Annotated in this window: 12 protein-coding genes and 1 pseudogene; 9 read left to right on the forward strand and 4 right to left on the reverse strand. The window is 69.8% G+C overall.

Going from position 1 to position 17,771, the window contains the following annotated elements:
- Positions 1-508: 508 nt before the first annotated feature.
- Positions 509-3,466, reverse strand: coding sequence for an AfsR/SARP family transcriptional regulator (locus VF330_RS41050; protein WP_330857168.1), 2,958 nt, complete (start codon positions 3,464-3,466; stop codon positions 509-511).
- A gap of 233 nt (positions 3,467-3,699) precedes the next feature.
- Here VF330_RS41050 and VF330_RS41055 point away from each other — a divergent pair, with 233 nt between their 5' ends.
- Entirely contained in the window at positions 3,700-4,821 is a 1,122-nt protein-coding gene (locus VF330_RS41055) for a hypothetical protein (RefSeq protein ID WP_330857169.1), read from the forward strand.
- Positions 4,822-4,924: 103 nt separating this feature from the next.
- Here the strand turns inward: VF330_RS41055 and VF330_RS41060 are convergent, their stop codons facing one another.
- Entirely contained in the window at positions 4,925-7,045 is a 2,121-nt protein-coding gene (locus tag VF330_RS41060) for a tetratricopeptide repeat protein (protein WP_330857170.1), read from the reverse strand.
- Between the two features lie 164 nt (positions 7,046-7,209).
- On the opposite strand from VF330_RS41060, the gene VF330_RS41065 reads away from it, so the two are divergent.
- Positions 7,210-7,809, forward strand: coding sequence for a DsbA family protein (locus VF330_RS41065; protein ID WP_330857171.1), 600 nt, complete (start codon positions 7,210-7,212; stop codon positions 7,807-7,809).
- On the opposite strand, the gene VF330_RS41070 is transcribed toward VF330_RS41065, so the two are convergent.
- Positions 7,806-8,723, reverse strand: a complete 918-nt coding sequence (locus tag VF330_RS41070; protein ID WP_330857172.1) for a GGDEF domain-containing protein — start codon at positions 8,721-8,723, stop codon at positions 7,806-7,808. The genes VF330_RS41065 and VF330_RS41070 overlap by 4 nt on opposite strands.
- A gap of 215 nt (positions 8,724-8,938) precedes the next feature.
- On the opposite strand from VF330_RS41070, the gene VF330_RS41075 reads away from it, so the two are divergent.
- The 4 genes from VF330_RS41075 to VF330_RS41090 all read left to right on the forward strand — a co-directional run bounded on the left by VF330_RS41075 (position 8,939) and on the right by VF330_RS41090 (position 12,849).
- On the forward strand, positions 8,939-9,646 hold the full coding sequence (locus VF330_RS41075; RefSeq protein ID WP_330857173.1) for a hypothetical protein: 708 nt from the start codon (positions 8,939-8,941) through the stop codon (positions 9,644-9,646).
- Between the two features lie 67 nt (positions 9,647-9,713).
- Complete coding sequence (locus VF330_RS41080) at positions 9,714-10,271, forward strand: hypothetical protein (RefSeq protein WP_330857174.1); 558 nt, start codon at positions 9,714-9,716, stop codon at positions 10,269-10,271.
- Complete coding sequence (locus tag VF330_RS41085) at positions 10,258-11,472, forward strand: MAB_1171c family putative transporter (protein WP_330857175.1); 1,215 nt, start codon at positions 10,258-10,260, stop codon at positions 11,470-11,472. Before VF330_RS41080 ends, VF330_RS41085 begins: the two co-directional genes overlap by 14 nt.
- A complete protein-coding gene (locus tag VF330_RS41090; RefSeq protein ID WP_330857176.1) occupies positions 11,473-12,849 on the forward strand; it encodes an NAD(P)/FAD-dependent oxidoreductase in 1,377 nt (458 codons plus the stop codon).
- 10 nt (positions 12,850-12,859) lie between these two features.
- Here VF330_RS41090 and VF330_RS41095 read toward each other — a convergent pair whose 3' ends face one another.
- On the reverse strand, positions 12,860-13,339 hold the full coding sequence (locus VF330_RS41095; protein ID WP_330857177.1) for a DUF4262 domain-containing protein: 480 nt from the start codon (positions 13,337-13,339) through the stop codon (positions 12,860-12,862).
- 216 nt (positions 13,340-13,555) lie between these two features.
- On the opposite strand from VF330_RS41095, the gene VF330_RS41100 reads away from it, so the two are divergent.
- The 3 genes and pseudogenes from VF330_RS41100 to VF330_RS41110 all read left to right on the forward strand — a co-directional run.
- Complete coding sequence (locus VF330_RS41100; RefSeq protein WP_330857178.1) at positions 13,556-16,570, forward strand: TIR domain-containing protein; 3,015 nt, start codon at positions 13,556-13,558, stop codon at positions 16,568-16,570.
- Positions 16,571-16,665: 95 nt separating this feature from the next.
- Positions 16,666-17,469, forward strand: a complete 804-nt coding sequence (locus tag VF330_RS41105; RefSeq protein ID WP_330857179.1) for an SAM-dependent methyltransferase — start codon at positions 16,666-16,668, stop codon at positions 17,467-17,469.
- 65 nt (positions 17,470-17,534) lie between these two features.
- Positions 17,535-17,771, forward strand: a pseudogene (locus tag VF330_RS41110) (very short patch repair endonuclease); the annotation flags it as partial.

Below are 17,771 nucleotides of genomic sequence, written 5' to 3' on the forward strand. Positions count from 1 at the left end.
TACGCGCAGCAGACGCGGGAGGACCACCGGCTGTTCGTGGACGCGTTCCGGGAGGGGCGGATCAAGGGGGTCGACGCCACGGCGTGACCCGACCAGAACGTCCGTTGTCTCGGGCGGACAATGCCCGTCCGAGACAACAGACGTGAACGATTTTCAGAACCGGTCGGGGGAGTTCGGTTCCGAGTCGAGCCAGGTCAACTGCACCTTTTGAGCAAACTCGCCTGAGCAGACGAGGTGCCGACTCTGCGTTCCCAACTCAGGTGCCGACGCGGAGGTCTGAACCATTTCCGGACCAGCCACCACTGCCGCGCCGATCAACAGCAGACTCAGGGCCATCAGAACGCGAGAGATGTCGTACTCCTCGGATCGGGGCTTGGACCCCAGACATGGGGTTGCACTCCGCGCATGGAATACCCTTACGGACCGTAAGTCAAATCGCGTCGTCAGCCGCCCGGATGACCCCGTCAGAGTGACCCTCACCAGCCGGGCACACTACACGTAGCGCTGCTTAACGAACCTCGGGGTCATGATCCACGACGGGTGAATCATTCCGAGACGTAGGCAAATCGATTTCCGCACGGAGGCGATCGAGCTCGGACGCCATCTGGTCGGCACGATCCACGTCCTGCTCCAGCAGCAGCACACGGGCCCTCTCCAGCGCCTCCACAGCCCCGTCACGCTGGCCTGCGCGCTCAAGAATTCGCGAAAGCACACGCAAAGCGGTCGCCTCACTCAGCGATGCCCCGGCGCTTCCGCAAAACCGAATAGCCTGACGCGCGTACTGTTTGGCCCGCCACAGATCGCCTGCTTCGGCCTCAATTTCGCACAACAACGCACAGACCCCACCAACGCCACCGACAGCGCGTCGCCGAGCGTACTTCCGCAAAGCCTGTTCAGCATAAGAACGCGCTTCGTCCACACGCTCCCGCGAAAAGGCCAATGATCCGAGCAGCTGAAGAGCGGCCGCTTCCGCCCATTCTTCACCCTGAGCACGGGACAAGATCAAGGCCTGATGATAATAGGAATCCGCCCGCTCGTACTCGAAAGCCTTCTGATAGGCCTCGCCGGCTCGACAAAGGAAGAAGACTTCCATGCCGACTTCCTCGATTTCCCGGACAATCGCCAGGGCGCGCTCGTGGGAGTCGATGCCCATGTGGATGCTGCCCGTGTCCACCAAGATCCGCGCTCCAGTGTGCAGACAACTGGCGATGCCGGATCTCTGGTCTCCACCTGCTTGCAAATAGGCGATGTGCGCGGAGTGCACGTGGCGCTCGGCCTGCCGGTACTCCTGACGCAGCAGGTGGGTGTGCCCGATCTGCTGCATCAGATCGGCGGCGGTGGCGATGGCGTCCGCCCCTAGAGCCTTCGCCGCGACGAGGCCGAGGCCGAGGACGGTCAACATCTCTGCCGTTCGCCCGTTCCTGACCCACGCCTCCATCAGCAGGGCGATTTGAGTCGCATAAGCGAAGTGGGCGGTCTCGACGGCGAAGCCCACCACCGCGAGGATGCTCCGAATCTCGACGGTGCACCAAAGTTGTGCGGCAGCAGGGTCGCTGAAGTCGATCGCGTCGACGCGCTCGCCACTGGGTGAGGTGGGAACGCGGACCATCGTCGGGAAGAGCAGCATGTCCGCGTTCTCCGCAGTCCGCAGGTAGAAGTCGAGCATGCGGCGCTCGATCCTCGTGCGCTCTTCCGGATCCTCGAGCAAGCTGACCGAGAACTCACGCAGCAGGTCGTGCAGCTTGAACCTGTCCAACTCGCTGGCCTGCTCCAGCAAGTGGGCCTCCACCAGGGCGTCCATCGCTTCGTGCGCACGCCGAGGCGGCAGCTCCACCATCGCGGCCACAGCGCTGACGCTGACGTCCGGCGCCGGATGCGCACCGATCGCGCGGAACACAAGACGTGCGTCGGATTCCAAGGCTCGCAACGACTGCATGAACACCGCACGTGGGCCGTGCATGGTGCCGATGTCCAGCACACCTCGTTCGCGGAAGTGGTCGACGAACGCGCTGAGCCGCACGCCCGGTCGCGTCGCGATGTGGTTGGCGAGGACCTTCAGGGCGAGCGGTAGACCGCAGCAGACCGAGGTCAGTTCCAGGAGCGCGCTCGTGCCTTCGCCACGTTGGCCGATCCGGTCGAGCAGCAGACGGCTGCCCGCTTCCGCTTCGAGCGGATCGATGGAGATCCGGCGCGGCGTCAGCCGAGCCTCGAGACCGGACAGCCGGGACCGGCTGGTCACGACGACCACACAGGACGGAAACAGCGGCAACAACCCTTCGATCTGCCGCTCGTCCCGCGCGTTGTCCAGAACGATCAGCAGCCGGCGCCCGGCCAGAAGTGATTGGAGCTTGGCCACGCGGTGATCCGGGTTCGCGATGCGGTCCGGAGACACGCCGAGTCCCTGCAGGAAGCGGTCGACGACGGACGAGGGGGCCATGACGGCACCGTCCGAGAACCCTTGCAGGTCGACGAAGAGGACGCCCTGCGGAAACCTGGACCGGCGTGTGTGGGCCCAGTGCACGACAAACGCCGTCTTTCCCACCCCGCCGACTCCACCGAGCACCGTCACCCCGGGCTCGGCCGTCGCGGCGTCCAGCGCGGCGAACTCGTCCTGGCGGCCGACGAAGACCGAGACGTCGAGTGGGAGTTGTTGTGGCACCGGGACGACCGCCGATCCGACAACGGGTTCCGCGGGAACGACCCGGTTCTCCCGAAGACCGTCGTGGAACTCGCGGAGGTCGTCGGCAGCCATGTCGTCTTGGTCGACCCGGAAGGCCTTGTGCATGGCCAGGTACAGCTGGGTGGCTTCCTCCGTCCTCATCAGCCGGTACAGCGCGTCCAGGCGTCGTTTGAGGAGCGCCGGGTGGAGCCGGTAGTCGGGGTCCAGGTCGTCGAGCACCTCCAGGACCTCGCCGTACCTGCCGAGCACGAGCAGCTCTTCGCACAGGAGGTTGTAGGCCGGCATCTGCCGGTTCAGAACGGCTTTGCGCCGCCACGCCTCGGCACGATCGGAGCTCAGGTCCGCGAGGGGGACCTGGCGCTGCCAGATGGTGAATGCCGACCGAATCGCCACCAGAGCCTGCTGGTGGTCCCCTCCCTGAGCGAGTTCTCGCGCACGATCGACGAGATCGAGGAACCGGAAGTAGTCCACGGCATTGCGGTCAACTTTGATCTGAAATGAACCGCCACCCACCAACAATTCCACCTGGTTCGGCAACGATTCGAGCGCAGTCCGAATTCTCGAAGAATAGAGGTGCAGCGCATTGGTCGGGTTCTTCGGCAGCTCCCGCTCGTCCGACCACACCCAGTCGATCAGCTCCGCCGCAGGCACAGGCGATCCTGGCCGGGTGAGCAGGACGGCGAGCAGAGCCCGCTCCTTCGACGGACCCCATTGCGTGTCGACGCGGTCGCCGACCCGCATGCCCGTTGGCCCCAAAATCGTGAATCGCGCATCCACGAGCGCCACCCCTCATCCCCTGACGAAGCAGTGTCCTCGCATTTCAACACCAATGCAACGCACTCGTTCGGCGCAATATGACATAAAGATGACAGTCCATTGACGTAAGTGTGTGAATACAGCGGCGATAGAGGCAACGACCTTGATCAAAACCGCGTTGAGGTGCGCGAACAGTTTCTGACGGCTCGATGAACGGTGCGGGCGGGACGGTCTTGGCATCGCTTCGACCGATGGAGGCCTGGATGAACTGGTTCACCACCCCGCTCGGCGCAGGGGGTGCTCGGCGGGTGACCGTGCCGGGGTGCCGCAAGGTGCTGGTGATCGTGCCCAGCGTGGTGGCGGGCACGCGGTTGCTCGACCTGTTGCCGTTGCTGGACAGCGACTTCCGCGTGCAGACGTACTTCACGCAACCGGAGCCGGATCTGCGCACCGCTCGGTTCGTCGAGGCTGTCGGCGGGCTCGTGATTCCGTGGGAGATGGCCTTGCAGCACGAGTTCGACCTCGTGCTCGCGGCCAGCTACCGGTTCGTCGACCGGGCGCCGGGGCCGGTTCTCGTGTTGCCGCACGGGGCGAGCGCGATGAAGTCGCGTCAGCGGGTCAGGGCGGCCGGGCCGGGAGCGCTGCCCGTGCACGGGCTCGACCGGCAGATGCTCGTGCGTGACGGGAGGGTGGCCGCGGCGGCGATCGCGTTGTCGCACGACGACGAGATGCGGACGCTCGCGGAGTCGTGTCCCGAGGCGGTGCCGGCCGCTGTCGTGGCCGGCGACATCTGCCTCGACCGGATGCGGGCCAGTCTGCCGTTCCGCGACCTCTACCGGCGGGCGCTGGGCGTCGACGAGGACGAGACGCTGGTGACGATCAGCTCGACGTGGACCTCCGAGTCGACGTTCCACCAGCGTCCCGAGCTGTACCGGGAGCTGAGTGCCACCGCGCGGGTGGCCGCGGTGCTGCATCCGAACATCTGGGCCGTGCACGGCGAGTGGCAGGTGCGGTCGTGGCTCGCCGGCTGCGACGTCATGGTCATTCCACCCGAAGAAGGTTGGCGCGCAACGATGATCGCGAGTGACGTGGTCGTCGGTGACCACGGATCGACGACTCTGTACGCTGCCGCCCTCGGCGTGCGGGTGCTGCTCGCGACCTGTCCCGAGGTGCGCCGCGGCAGTCTTGCGGATGCATTGCGCGAAGTGGTTCCCGTGTACACCGACGACATCGAGGAAGCCGTGCAGGTTCCGGGGTTCGCGGATCTGGTCAGCTCCCGGCTCGACCGGTCCGGCGCGATCCTGCGCGAGACCATGTACCGGTTGCTCGGCATTCCGGAGCCCGCGCACGCCGTACCCACCTCGCCGGTGCGCCGTGCTCGTTGACGAGGGCGTGGTCAGGAGGGACGGCGTGCTGGTCGTCCGGTGCGAGCGAGCGGCGGCCAAGTGGTGGTCGCTCGCGGACGTGCTGCTCGTCGAGACGGAGCCGTCAGCCGATGCCGCTCTCGTGGCCGCGGGGCTGGTGCTGCGGCGGTACGTCGGGTGTTCCCTCGTCGTCGTCCCGTTCCAGGTCCGCGAGCCGGTCTCGGAGGCGGTCGGCGTTCGGGTCGAAGGATTCGCCGTAGCAGGTCAGCGCGGAACGGTAGTGGTCACAAGCCTGCGTGAGATCGCCTTGCCGTTCGGCGATCTCGCCCATCAGCTCGAGCACGTCGGCTACGTGCAGGGGTGAGCCGGTGTCCCGGACGTCGGCCAGCACGCCGTCAGCGAGCCGGGACGCCTCGGCGAAACGCGACGCCTGGAGCAGCGCGCGGGACCGGAACATCCGCGCGCGGGCCTTGTCGACGACGTTGTCGAGCAGCGCTTCGGACTCCTCCAGCTCAGCGACCGCGTCGTCGAGGCGGCCCATCTCGACCAGCACCTCACCCACCCGGCGGCGTGCCAGCCCGACACCGCGGACGCGGCCGTGGCGGGTCTCCGCCTCGACTCCTTCGCGGAAGTACCGCAGTGCCAGGTCGAACTCGCCCTTCAGGCGGTAGGTGTAGCCGAGCTGGACGAGCGCCGTCGCACGGCTGCCGAGGTCGTGGTCGCCGGCGAGGTCGAGGACGGTGCGGATCTGGTCGGTCGCCTCGTCGAGGCGGCCCAGGTTGCGGAACGCGACCGCGAGCTGGTTGCGCAGCCTCGCCTCGGCGACCTGCTCGCCGCACAGCTGCGCCGCGCGCACCCCGCACTCGTGGGTGGTCAGCCAGTCCGAGTAGCGGTGACGACGCTGGAACAGCGAGTACATCGCCTCGGCGAGCTGCCAGACCAGGTCCGGCCAGCCGTGGGCGTCGGCGGCGAGCAGTGCCTGCACGAGGTTGTCGCGCTCGTGGTCGAGCCAGTCCAGCGCCTCCGCCCTCGACCCGAACGCGTCCGGGTCGGCCGACTTGAAGCGCAGGCCCACCCGCGGCCGGCCAGGGATCGCGGCGGAGTCCGCGACGACCGCCTGGTCCAGGTAGAACTCGACGACCCGGTGGATCGCGTCGTCGCGTTCCGCGTCGTCCTGCCCGCGTGCGTGTAACCGCAGCAGGTCGTGGAACCGGAAGCGGTCGTCGCCTACCTCGCTGAGGAGGTTCTTCTCGACCAGGTCGTCGAGGTCGTCCTCGACCTCGCCCGCGTCGTCCGCCACCATCGCGGCCACCGCCCCGACGCCGAAGCTGGTCCCCGGATGCCACGAGCTCAAGCGGTAGATCCGGGCCTGACGAGGTGGCAGGTCCAGGTACGACAGGTCCAGGACCGCGCTGACCGACGTGGAGCCGCCGAGGTCGAGGCCGGCCAGCCGGCGGTTCTCGGTCCTCAGCTCGTCGACCTCCTTGGCCAGCGTGCGCCTAGGTCGCCGGGACAGCCGCGCGCCGATCACGCCGAGCGCGATCGGCAGCCCTCCGCACAACCGCGCGAGCTCCCGTGCCGCCTCCGCCTCCTCCGCGAGCCGCGGTTCGCCGACCACCCGCTCCAGCAGCTCGATCGAGTCCGTCAGGTCCATCGGGTCCACCTCGACGAACCGCGCGCCGTCCATCGCGAGCGGACTGAGCCGCCATCGGCTGGTCACGACGACCACCGAGCCGGACGAGGCCGGCAGCAGCGGGCGCACCTGGGCGGCGCTGGCGGCGTTGTCGAGAAGCACGGAGAACGAGCGGTCCGCGGTCAGCGATCGGAAGAGGGCCTGCCGCTGGGCGAGGCCGGGCGGCGCGACCTCCACGCCGAGCGCCCCCAGGAACCACTCGAGCACCTCGTCCGGCTGCGCGACCTCCGCGTGGGCACCGAGGTCCACATAGAGCTGCCCGTCCGGGAACCGGTCACGCGTGTCGTGCAGCCATCGGAGTGCCAGTGAGGTCTTGCCGACTCCACCCGGTCCGCTGACCACCACGAGCAGCTGGTGCTCCTCGTGGGCGAGCCACCCCTCGAGCTCGGTCAGCTCGTCGGACCGGCTCACGAACACCCTGGGCGCGGGTGGCAGCTGGTGCGGCACGGGTTTTCCAGGTGGTCCGGAATGGACGTTCACCGTTCCTATCGACCCCGCCTGCACGACGTTCCCGTAGGAGGTCCCGGACACGGTGTTCTCGACTCTGGCCACCCGACATCACCCCGGTGACCACCGTACGACTTGCAACCCGTCCAAGGGGTACAGCCGATTCGTTAGATCGTGCACTTCTCTGAGTGAGCGCGCTCTCTTGACATGCCACCGAAATCATGGCGTCACCGGGAAATATCCGGCGAGCTGGAAACTTTGTACTGGTCGTGAAGCTCCTCTACGTCTTCGACGCCTACTGCGGCTGGTCGCACGCCTTCTCCGGCACCCTGGAGGCGGTCACGGCCCGCCACCCCGACATGCCGGTGCAGGTGGTCTCCGGCGGGCTGTTCACCGGTGACCGGCGGGTGCCGATCCGCGAGTTCGGGTTCATCAAGGACGCGAACGTGCAGGTCACGGCGCGGACCGGGGCGCGGTTCGGGGACGCCTTCAACGCCGTGCTCGACGAGGGCACCTTCGTGATGGACTCCGAGGCCGCGGCGCGGGGGCTCATCGCGTTGCGGGAGGCGGCGCCGGAGCGGGCGGCCGAGCTGGCCGTGGCCATGCAGAAGGCGTTCTTCCACGACGGCAGGAGTCTGTCCGATGTGGAGACCTACCGGATCATCGCGCGGGACTTCGGGCTGGACGCCGATGCCGTTGCCGAGGCGTTCGAGAGCGCGGTGCCGGACGAGGACTTCGAGTTCGCCGCGCGGCTCGGGGTGAACGGGTATCCGACGTTGATCGCCGTGCGCGGGTCGGAGATGTACGCGATCGCCCGTGGGCACGCCAGTGCCGACGAGGTCGAGCAGCGGCTGGCCTCGCTGGTCTAGCGGATGACGCCGTGGTGGCGGTTCGTCCACGCCGCCACGGCCGGCAGGACGTCGGAGATCCATTCGCGGGCGGCGGCGGTGAGCTCGTAGCGGGCCGCCCTGCGGATGACGAAGCCGTTGTCCTGCAGGCGTTCCAGGGTCAGGATCACGCGCGGGCCGAGGGCGCAGACCAGTTCCTCCATCGCCTGCGGGCCGTCGGACAGGGCGACCATGACCTGGGGCAGCTGGTCGCTGCTCATCAGGTCCTGCAACGCCACCAGGTGGTGCAGGGCGGCGGTGTCGGTCTTGCGGTCGGCCGTGACGGCGCGCGGGTCGTGCAGCTGGACGCGGGCCCGGCCGGTGCGCTTCGCCCGTTGCAGGGCGGCGTCGGTGTCGCGGACCAGGTCGATGAGCGTGTCCTCGGCGCCGGGGACGTGGGCCGCCACGCCGATGGACGCCGTCTGGTCGTGCAGCGTGAGGTGGTGGCCGTCGTTCGTGGTCACCTCGGTCCGCAACGCGCGGATGCCGCGCAGGATCCGTTCTGCCACAACGGCCGCGTCGGTGCCGGCGGTGTCCGGGAGCAGGACGAGGAACTCGTCGCCGCCGTAGCGGCACACCAGGTCCGTCGGGCGCGTGCAGGCGGCCAGGACGTCGGCGACGTCGCTCAGCACGACGTCGCCGGCGGGGTGGCCGTACTCGTCGTTGATCTTCTTGAAGCGGTCGAGGTCGACCATCAGCAGCGCGACCTGCTCCCAGCGGCGCTGGGCGCGGCGGTAGACGGCGGGCGCCTGGTCGTCCCAGCCCCAGCGGCCCAGGAGGCCCGTCAGGCGGTCCGTGGCCCACGCGCCGACCGGCTGTGCACACGAACCGCAGCGCGAAGGCGCGCTTTCGTCGTGCAGGCGCAGGGATCCGTGGTCTGTCCGCGCAGTCGCCATGAGTCCCCCCAGACTTCAGCTCCGGCCCGGTCCGATCTACCTCTTCAACTGAAGTGATGTCGTTCGGATCAAACGCGACACATCAGTGCAAGCGGCGGAGTGTGATCATAGGGCTACGCACTGGTGGATTCAACCCCTGTGATGCCATATGCTTCCTTGGTTCCACAGCAGTGGAATGATCGCTGGCCAGGGAGACGCTCCAGCGGAGGTGTGGCGTGAGGCCGTTCGCCGAGGTCCTCAACGAGCTGTGCAACAACCCGCCCGACGGCCGGGGCAAGGTGACCAACGTGGCGCTCTCCGCCGCGGTCAAGGCCCGCGGCGGGGACATCGGGCACGGCTACATCTCACAGCTGCGCCTCGGCGTGAAGGACAACCCGACGTGCCAGGCGATCGTCGACCTCGCGGGTGCTCTCGGCGTGCACCCGGCGGTGTTCCTCGGCGGCCGCGGCGAGCTGCACCCGGCGGAACGGCCCGGTTGGCGGGCCGGTGCGTTGTCGACGCTCTTCGAGGCGGTGCACCCGCCGGACCGCGGGCCCTGGTCGCCGGAGGAGGTCGCGACGGCGATCAGCTCGTCCGGCCAGTTCGGCAGCATCTCCGCCAGCTACATCCGCGAGCTGCTCAGCTCGGCGAGCGACAACCCGCGCCTCAAGCACATCCTGGGCCTGGCCGACCACTTCGGCGCCGACCCGGCGTACTTCTTCGACGACGACCTCGCGGCGCGGGTCGACTCGGAGCTCACGGACTTCCTGGCGCTGCGCGAGCTCGGCGTCGTCGAGTTCGTCACCCGGCTGGCCGAACGCACGGGCGAACTGTCCCCACAGGCCAGGGCCGCTGCGGTAGAAGGGTTCCGGCAGGCGCTCGAGGTCGGTGAGGGGTGGTCGTTCCCGCTGAACGGCCGCCGCCCGTCCCCGGACCACACTTGATGACGACGACGCCGGCGTGAAGATCTCCACCTGGACCGCTGCTGACGACATCGAGAGGAGGCGACGGGTGAACCGCAGGAAACTGCGCAGGCTGGTCGACGAGGTCGCCCGCGACCTCGACCTGCCGCCCGACGCCACGCACCGGGACGCGAGCCGCCGGGTCTGCGAGCTGATGAGCGAACACCTGGGCCGTCCCGTCGACGTCCGGTTCGCCGCCATCAGCGGCGCTGTCTGCCTCAGCGGCGCCACGGCGTTGCTGGAGAACGGCACGTACCTCGTCATCTGCGCGGACTCGCCGTCCTGGTACCACCGCCTGCACGTGCTGCTGCACGAGTTCGCGCACCTGCTGCTCCAGCACCAGCCCGTCGCGCTGGGCCGCAGCGAGGGCCTGCGCCGGCTCGCGCCGCACCTGCTGCCGAGGATGGCGCAGATCATCGCGGGGCGGACGACGCTCACCGAGGACGAGGAGCGCGAGGCCGAGAACCTCGCCGACCACCTCCTGGAACGCCTGACCGAACACCGGGTCTGGTCCGACACGGCCACGACCGAGGAGCCCGCGCACGTGCGGCGGGTGGCCGAGTCGCTCGAGGGAAGATCCCGCTGGGTGCGTCGTGGCGATCTTTAACCTGATCTACCTCTCGTGCGGTGTCGTCGGTCTGCTCCTGCTCGCGTACAAGATCCGCGCCCTGCGGTCGAGCTGGGGCAACCCGCGGGTCGTGGCGCTGATCTCCACCGTCTTCTTCGGCGCGTTCGCCGTGCTCTTCGCCGCTCCCGCGAACATCACGTGGATCAACTCGACCAGCGGCGTGCCGAACTTCGCGGCGCTGCTCGTCTACGGCATGGTCGTCTGCTTCGCCGGGGCGGCGTTCGCGCTGGTGCTGTACTGGCGCTACCCGGCCGCGCAGGCGGGGCACCGGGTCCGGCTGATCCTCGTCGGCTACACGACGGTCGTCGTCGCGATGGTGGTGCTGTTCTTCAGCTCCGACATCGCCGAGGAACGCCAGGTCGACTTCGACACCTACTACGCCACGCAGCCGACGATCGCGCTCTTCCTGTTCATCTACCTCGTCGCGACGGCGGTCGGCTGCGGCGGTCAGGCCTACCACTGCCGGCAGGGCGCGCGGGACGAGGCGATCTCCGCCCGGCCGTGGCTCGCGCGCGGCCTGCTCTGGTACTGCGCCACGGGGTTGTTCCCGGTGGCGTTCGCCGCCATCAAACTGGTGGTGCTGCTGCTGAACTGGACGGGCGAGCACCGGTTCGACGTGCTGAGCACGGCCGCTCCGCTGATGGCGTCGCTGGGCATGATCCCGCTGGTGATCGCCATGGCGCTGCCGGCGTTCGGACCGCAGCGCCCGTCGCCGTCGCTGTGGCTGCGGCGCTGGCGGACGTACTTCGCGCTGCGGCCGCTGCACCGCGCGCTGGTGCACGTGAACCCGGCGATCGTGCTGGTGGCGCCGGGCAAGTTCCTCAACCCGCACCACCGCGTGCGGCGGCAGATCATCGAGCTCAACGACTGGTGCTGGGCGCTCACGCCCTACTTCGACCTGACCCTCGGCGAGGCCGCGACCTCGCGGGCACGCGAGGCGGCGCTGCCCAAGGACGAGGTGGCCGCCGTCGTGGAGGCGGCTCAACTGCGGGTGGCGGGGACGTCCGGGCGGTCGAAGCCCGCGAAGCGCCGGCCCGCCGCGGAGATCGTCGACGGCACGGATCTCAACGCCGAGCACGACAGGTGGGTGCGCATCTCGCGGGCCTACCAGCACTCGCCGATCGTCGACGCCGCCGTGGCCGACGCGGCGCGCGTGGAAGCAGCAGGGGGACTGGACTAGATGGCACCCACACACGCCGTCGTGCTCGGCGGAGGGCTCTCGGGCGTGCTCACGGCATCCGTGCTCGTGCGGCACTTCGACGAGGTCACCGTGGTGGAGCGGGACAAGCTGCCGGACGGGCCCACGCCGCGGTCCGGCGTGCCGCAGGCGCGGCACGCGCACCTGCTGATGTCCGGCGGCGCGCGGGCGATCGAGTCGGTGCTGCCGGGGACGCTGGACGCGTTGTTCGCCGCCGGCGCGCACCGGATCGGGGTGCCGAACGACCTGGTGTCGCTGAGCGCCCAGGGCTGGGTGCCGCGGTTCCCCGAGATGCAGTTCATCGTGTCGTGCAGCCGCACGCTGCTCGACTGGGTGGTGCGCGACCAGGCGTTGCGCCACGACAAGATCTCCGTTCTGACCGGCACCGAACCGGTGTCGTTGCTCGGTGACCGGCACGCGGTGTCGGGTGTGGTGGTCGAGGACCGGATCTCGCACGAGCGGACCTCCCTGGAGGCGGACCTCGTCGTGGACGCGACGGGGCGGGGTTCGCGGCTGCCGGCGTGGCTGGCCGAGTTCGGGCTGCCCGAGGTGCCGTCGGAGTCGGTCGACTCCGGGCTCGCCTACGCCACGCGGATCTTCCGCGCGCCCTCCTCGGCCGCGGCGGCCTTCCCGATCGTCAACGTGCAGGCGAACCCGCGCGACCCGCATCCGGGCTGCACGGCGACGCTGCTGCCGATCGAGGACGGACGCTGGCTGGTCACGTTGTCCGGCACGCGCGGCGGTGAACCCACCACCGACGAGTCGGAGTTCGTGGCGTTCGCACGGTCGGTGCGCAACCCCGTGGTGGGCGAGCTGATCGCGGCGGCCGAGCCGTTGTCGCCCGTGTACGGGTCGCACAGCACGGCGAACCGCCGGAACTACTTCGAGCGCTTGAAGTCATGGCCCTCCGGGTTGCTGGCGCTGGGTGACTCGGTGGCGACCTACAACCCCGTGTACGGGCACGGGATGTCGATCGCGGCGCAGAGCGCGCAGGCGCTCGACGCCGGTCTCGCGGCCGGGCACGGCGCCCGGCGGATCCAGCGCGGCATCGGCAACGTGGTCGACGGCGCCTGGGCGATGGCGACCAACCAGGACATCCTCTATCCGGGCGCGGTCGGCAAACCGCTCTCGCTGGCGGGCCGGGTCCTGCAGAGCTACGTGGACCGCCTGGTGCGCACGGCGACGACCGAAGCCGCTGTCACGCGGGCGTTCCTGGACGCCTTCACGCTGTCCGCTCCGATGGCGAACCTGCTGAGCCCGCGCATGATGTGGGCGACGCTGCGCGGCCCCCGGCGTTCGACGTCGCCGGAGACCACGCTGACCGCCGACGAACGCGAGCGGGTCGCCTCGGCGGAGTGATGTCCGGGAATCACCCTCCCGGCGGTCTCGCTCTCACCCCCAGCACCGGCTGACCGCCGGGCTCGCCCTCGTACTCGGCGTCCCAGGGCCAGCGCCCCGCGGAGTCGGCGTGCACCAGTTGCAGCGCCTCGATGCCCTCGCCGAACAGGCGCGCGGACACCCGCAGGTGCGCCCACGGCCTGGCCACCCGGACGACCTCCAGCGGCGGGCCGCCGGGCAGCGAGAAGTGCTGACCGGGTGAGGGAACACAGGTGTGCGCGAGGTGTTCGGCCACGTCGTCCAGCAGGCGGCCGCACTCCAGCACCGGCAGGCCCGTGACCACCAGCTCCGGCAGGCCCAGCAGCGTGAGGCCGACGGTGTAGGCCCACGGCGGGTGCGCCCGGTCCCTTTCCAGCGCTTGGACGGCCCAGCCGCGGGCGTCGATGCAGCGGCGCAGGGTGGCCAGGTGGTCTTCCATCCGGTCGGCGGGGTGGTCGCAGTCCCAGCACATGGTGGTCTCCTCGGATCGGTGTGGTTCCAGTGTGGCGAGGAGGTCCGACAAGATCGTTCGGGCAGTTCATGGACAGAAAGTTGACAAACGATCTGTGGGCCGTCTGGATCGTTAATCTGCGACGCACGGAGGATCGTCCATGCGCCAAAGAGGGCTTCACATCACGTCGCTCGAGGCTGTACGCACGTCCGCGGCACCGGCGGTCCGGGACCGCTGATGGACATGGAACCCGGCTCGCCGCTGGCGAACGCCGTCAAGGCCGCGCGGTCCGCCGCGCTGCGCGGCAACGTGCTGGGGGTCGACCTCGCCTACGCGAAGGCCGCCAAGATCAGCCCGGTCGTCACCTACGACCACTGCTCCACCCTGCTCACCCTCGGCGCGCTCGGCAGGGCCGCCCAGCGGTGCGACGAGTACCTCGCCCAGTTCGACGACACCGCGCTGCGCGTGCTCAGGGCGCAGATCCGCAGCTCCACGACCGACCACGGTGGCGCGACGCAGGAAGTGCGCGAACTGCGGCGCCGCAAGCTGACCGAGCTGGAGCAGGCGAAGCTGGCGCGCGTCGCCGCGCTGGCCGCCGCCGACCGGTACGACTACCCCACCGCGGAGAGCGAGCTCGACGCCGCCGAACGGCACTTCCGGCGGGCGGGGCGCAGCGAGTTCGTGGAGGACGTCGGCAAGGACCGGCTGCTGCTCGACGTGCGCAGGACCACCCACGTGCCGCGGCTCGAGACGCCGACGCCGTTCACCCCGGCCGAGTTCCTGCGGCGGTCGGCGGCGCTGCGGCGGGACGTCCGGTACGAGGAAGCGCTGGCGTTGATGACGAGGGCCGCCACCAGCTACCAGGTCGAGCCCGCGCTGCGGTTCGCCGTCCTGTACGAGCTGACGGTCCTGCTCGTGCTGACGCGGCAGGCGGGGGCGGCGCGCAAGCTGTTCCCGCTGCTGGTGTCCGCGGCCGGGCCCGAGGTGATCTCGAAGCTGCCCGACGCCACCAGGACGTTGCGCCTCGAACGCCGGCTCGACCACGTGCGCCGGCTCGTGACGAACGGCGAGCTGCTCAAGGCGAAGGGAATGCTGGGCGAGGGGAACTCCGCGCTCTGGCACCTCACCGCGGCCGAGATCGCCCACGCCGAGGACCGGTTCGACGAGGCCGCCCACCACTTCCACGAGGCGGCGACGCGCTCGACCCACGCGGAGCTGAGGGCGTTGGCGCTGCGCAAGCTCGGCGACGCGTGCGCCGACGCCGGCGAGGAGGACGAGGCCGCGCGGTACTGGCGCGAGTCGCGCAGCGTCGAGCGGGGCGCCGCCGACCAGCAGAACGCCCCGAAGCTCCGGATGCTGCGCGCCACCCCGGACGAGCGGGACGGCCGGGTGCTCGCCGCGGTCCGGCGGGTCGACCGCGAGGGCCGCGGGGCGTTGCCGGGACTGGTGGTCGCGGTCGAGGCGGCGAAGAGCTCGCAGGTCCTCACCGAGCCGCGGCACCTCCCCCGCTTCACCGACCTCAAGGCGGCCACGCGGTGGCTCGCGAGGACGAGGAGGCACCTGCCGCGCGACCAGGTCGTGTGGATGATGCACGCGACGCCCGACCAGCTCCACCACGTGATCGTCGGCCGCGGGGTCACGCACCTCACGACCGACGTCCACATCAGCGACCTCACCGAGACGGTCCGCCGCCTCAAGGCCTGGAAGCCCAAGCACGAACCGACGGTCCTCGGCGCGCTGCTGGTCGAGCTGACGGCGATGATCGGCCTGGAGGACGTCGTCGAGGCGTTGCCTCCCCACGTCACGCGGATCGCGGTGGTCGCGGGCGACCTGCTGGCGGACGTCCCGTTCGCCGGCCTGCCGGTCCTCGGCCCGCACCGCTTCCTGGGCCTGAGCCACGCGTTGTCCGTGCTGCCGTGCCTGTCCGCGCTGCCGCCGCTGCGCCGCCGGGCCCGTACGCAGCGGGGCGACGGGACAGTGGTCTTCCGCGAGGTGGCGGAACTGGAGCGCACTCTCGGGGAACACCGCTTCCACCACGTCCGGCTCGACGCTCACGGCGGGTCCAACCGCCTGAGCCCCGAGCAGTCGTGGCTGCAGTTCGGCGACGAGCGGGTATCGGCGGAAGCGTTGGGGCACATGGACTTCAGCGCCTGCGGCACGGTCGTGCTCGGCGCGTGCGAGTCGGGTTTCGTCCGCGCCGCCGTGAAGGCGGGCGCGGGAGCGGTGGTGGCGGCGCGCTGGGCGACGGAGGAAGAACCGGCGCGCGAGGTGCTCGGGGCGTTCGACAGGTTCCTGGCGCGGCTGCCCCGCGACCAGGCGTTGCAGCACGCGCTGAGAGAGGTCGGCGACCGGCATCCCGCGGAGTGGGCCTGCTGGTCGGTGTACGGCGACGCGGGAGTGCAGACCACGGCAGGCCCGCTGCGCAGACGACTCAGGAAGAACGGAGAGCCCGTGCCGCTCGAAACCCGTCCCAAGGTGTTCCTGTCGTTCGCGGGCAAGGACCGCGCGCACGCCGAGCAGCTGCGCGCGGAACTGGAGGAGCGCAACGTCAACGCCTACCTCGACGAGACCGAGGTGCCGCCGGGCGGCGCCGGGTCCGCCGCCGTCGGCGAGGAGCTCGCCACCTCCGACTACTACGTCCTGCTGTGGTCGGCGAACACCGCGCGGCGCGAGTGGGCGACCGAGGAGTGGACGGCGGCGGTGAACCTGGAGGTGACCCGGCGGCGCGCGTTCCTGTTCATCGTGCGGCTCGACGAGGAACCGCTGCCGCCGCTCCTGGCTCCCCGCAAGCACATCGACCTGGTCGACGCCGCCGACCGCCTCGTCGCGATCTGGCGCACGGACCGCAAGTCGGAGCTGCCGGTGTTCCCGCAGCCCGTGGCGCCGGAGCCGCATGGCCCGACCACCGCGATCTCCGTGCGCAGCCACGACCTCGGCGTCACGCACGTCGTCATGGCACCGTTGCACGTGACCGGCGCCGAGCTGTACGAGACGGTGTTCGACGCGCTGCGGCTGCCGACCGAGCAGGCCACCTTCGACGGGTCGGTCGGGATGCGGTTCTCCTACGAGCTGTTCCAGCAGAACGAGTCCATCCCCACCGATCAGTCCACTGTGGAGCTTTCGTCCGACCTCGTGGACATCGCGGTGCGCGTCGAGCCGACCGGTGCGCGTGACGGCTTCTCCGACGAGGGTCTCGACGTGGACCAGCAGCGCATGCTGCTCGTGGCGGCGTTCCGGCACCTCCTGCCTTGACGCGTGACCGATCCAGAACGGGGATCGGCGCTGGTCGTGCCGTTCACCCGTTCCGAGCCGATACACACGTGCGCGCGAACGGGTAGGTTCTCGGCATGGCCGAGCCTTTCTCGTGGGTCCCCGCCGGAATCAACACGGACGTGCCGAGCGCCGCGCGCGTCTACGACTTCCTGCTGGGAGGTGGCCACAACTTCGCGTCGGACCGCATGGTCGGCGACAAGGTGCTGCAGATCCTGCGCGAAGGCCGCGCGATCGCCGCGTCGAACCGGTCGTTCATGCGCCGCGCCGTCCTGCTGATGATGGAGCAGGGCATCACGCAGTTCCTCGACCTCGGCTCCGGCATCCCGACGGTCGGCAACGTCCACGAGATCGTGCAGCAGGAGAACCCGGACGCGCGCGTCGTCTACGTCGACTACGACGAGGTCGCCGTGTCGCACAGCCAGCTCATCCTGGAGGGCAACGACAACGCGGGCGTCGTGCAGGCGGACATGTGCCGGCCGGACGACGTGCTGACCGACCCGGTCGTGAAGGACCTGATCGACTTCTCCCGCCCCGTCGGCCTGCTCATGGTCGCGGTGCTGCACTTCGTGTCGGACGAGAAGGGCCCGGCCGAGGTCGTCGCCCGCTACCGCGACGCCATGCCCGCCGGCAGCCTGATCGCGCTGTCGCACCTCACCGCCGACTTCAAGCCGGACGAGATGGGCGGTGTCGTCGAAGCCATGAAGCACAGCCGCGACCCGATGTACTTCCGTTCGCTGGAGCAGTTCCACCCGATGTTCGACGGCTTGGAGGTGCTGCAGCCGGGCATCGTCCCGGCGCCGCGGTGGCACCCGGAGCTCGGCCCGGCCGGCGAGGGCGGGCCGGAGGACGTCTACGTCGGAGTGGGTCGCAAGGCCTGACCGCCCGGTCCGGAACAATGCCCGGCGTGGAGCCCCTCGAGACAGCGCCTGGTGTGCGAGCCCGCATGAGCAAGCAGAAGACCCGGGACACGCAAATCGAGGTCGACCTGCGCAGGGCGCTGTTCGCCGCGGGCCTGCGCTACCGGGTGCACCGCAGGCCGATCAAGGGCGTCCGACGGGAAGCCGACATCGTGTTCGCCTCGGCCAAGGTCGCGGTGTTCGTCGACGGCTGCTTCTGGCACGGCTGTCCCGACCACGCGACGTGGCCCAAGAACAACGCGGAGTTCTGGCGGACGAAGATC

This window comes from Lentzea sp. (assembly GCF_036380075.1).
In the GTDB taxonomy this organism is placed as follows: Bacteria; Actinomycetota; Actinomycetes; order Mycobacteriales; family Pseudonocardiaceae; genus Lentzea.

Coding starts and splice junctions, on each gene's coding strand:
- VF330_RS41055 (WP_330857169.1), top strand. CDS start 3,700: ATGAACTGGTTCACCACCCCGCTCGGCGCAGGGGGTGCTCGGCGGGTG.
- VF330_RS41070 (WP_330857172.1), bottom strand. CDS start 8,723: ATGGCGACTGCGCGGACAGACCACGGATCCCTGCGCCTGCACGACGAA.
- VF330_RS41090 (WP_330857176.1), top strand. CDS start 11,473: ATGGCACCCACACACGCCGTCGTGCTCGGCGGAGGGCTCTCGGGCGTG.
- VF330_RS41095 (WP_330857177.1), bottom strand. CDS start 13,339: ATGTGCTGGGACTGCGACCACCCCGCCGACCGGATGGAAGACCACCTG.
- VF330_RS41100 (WP_330857178.1), top strand. CDS start 13,556: ATGGACATGGAACCCGGCTCGCCGCTGGCGAACGCCGTCAAGGCCGCG.
- VF330_RS41105 (WP_330857179.1), top strand. CDS start 16,666: ATGGCCGAGCCTTTCTCGTGGGTCCCCGCCGGAATCAACACGGACGTG.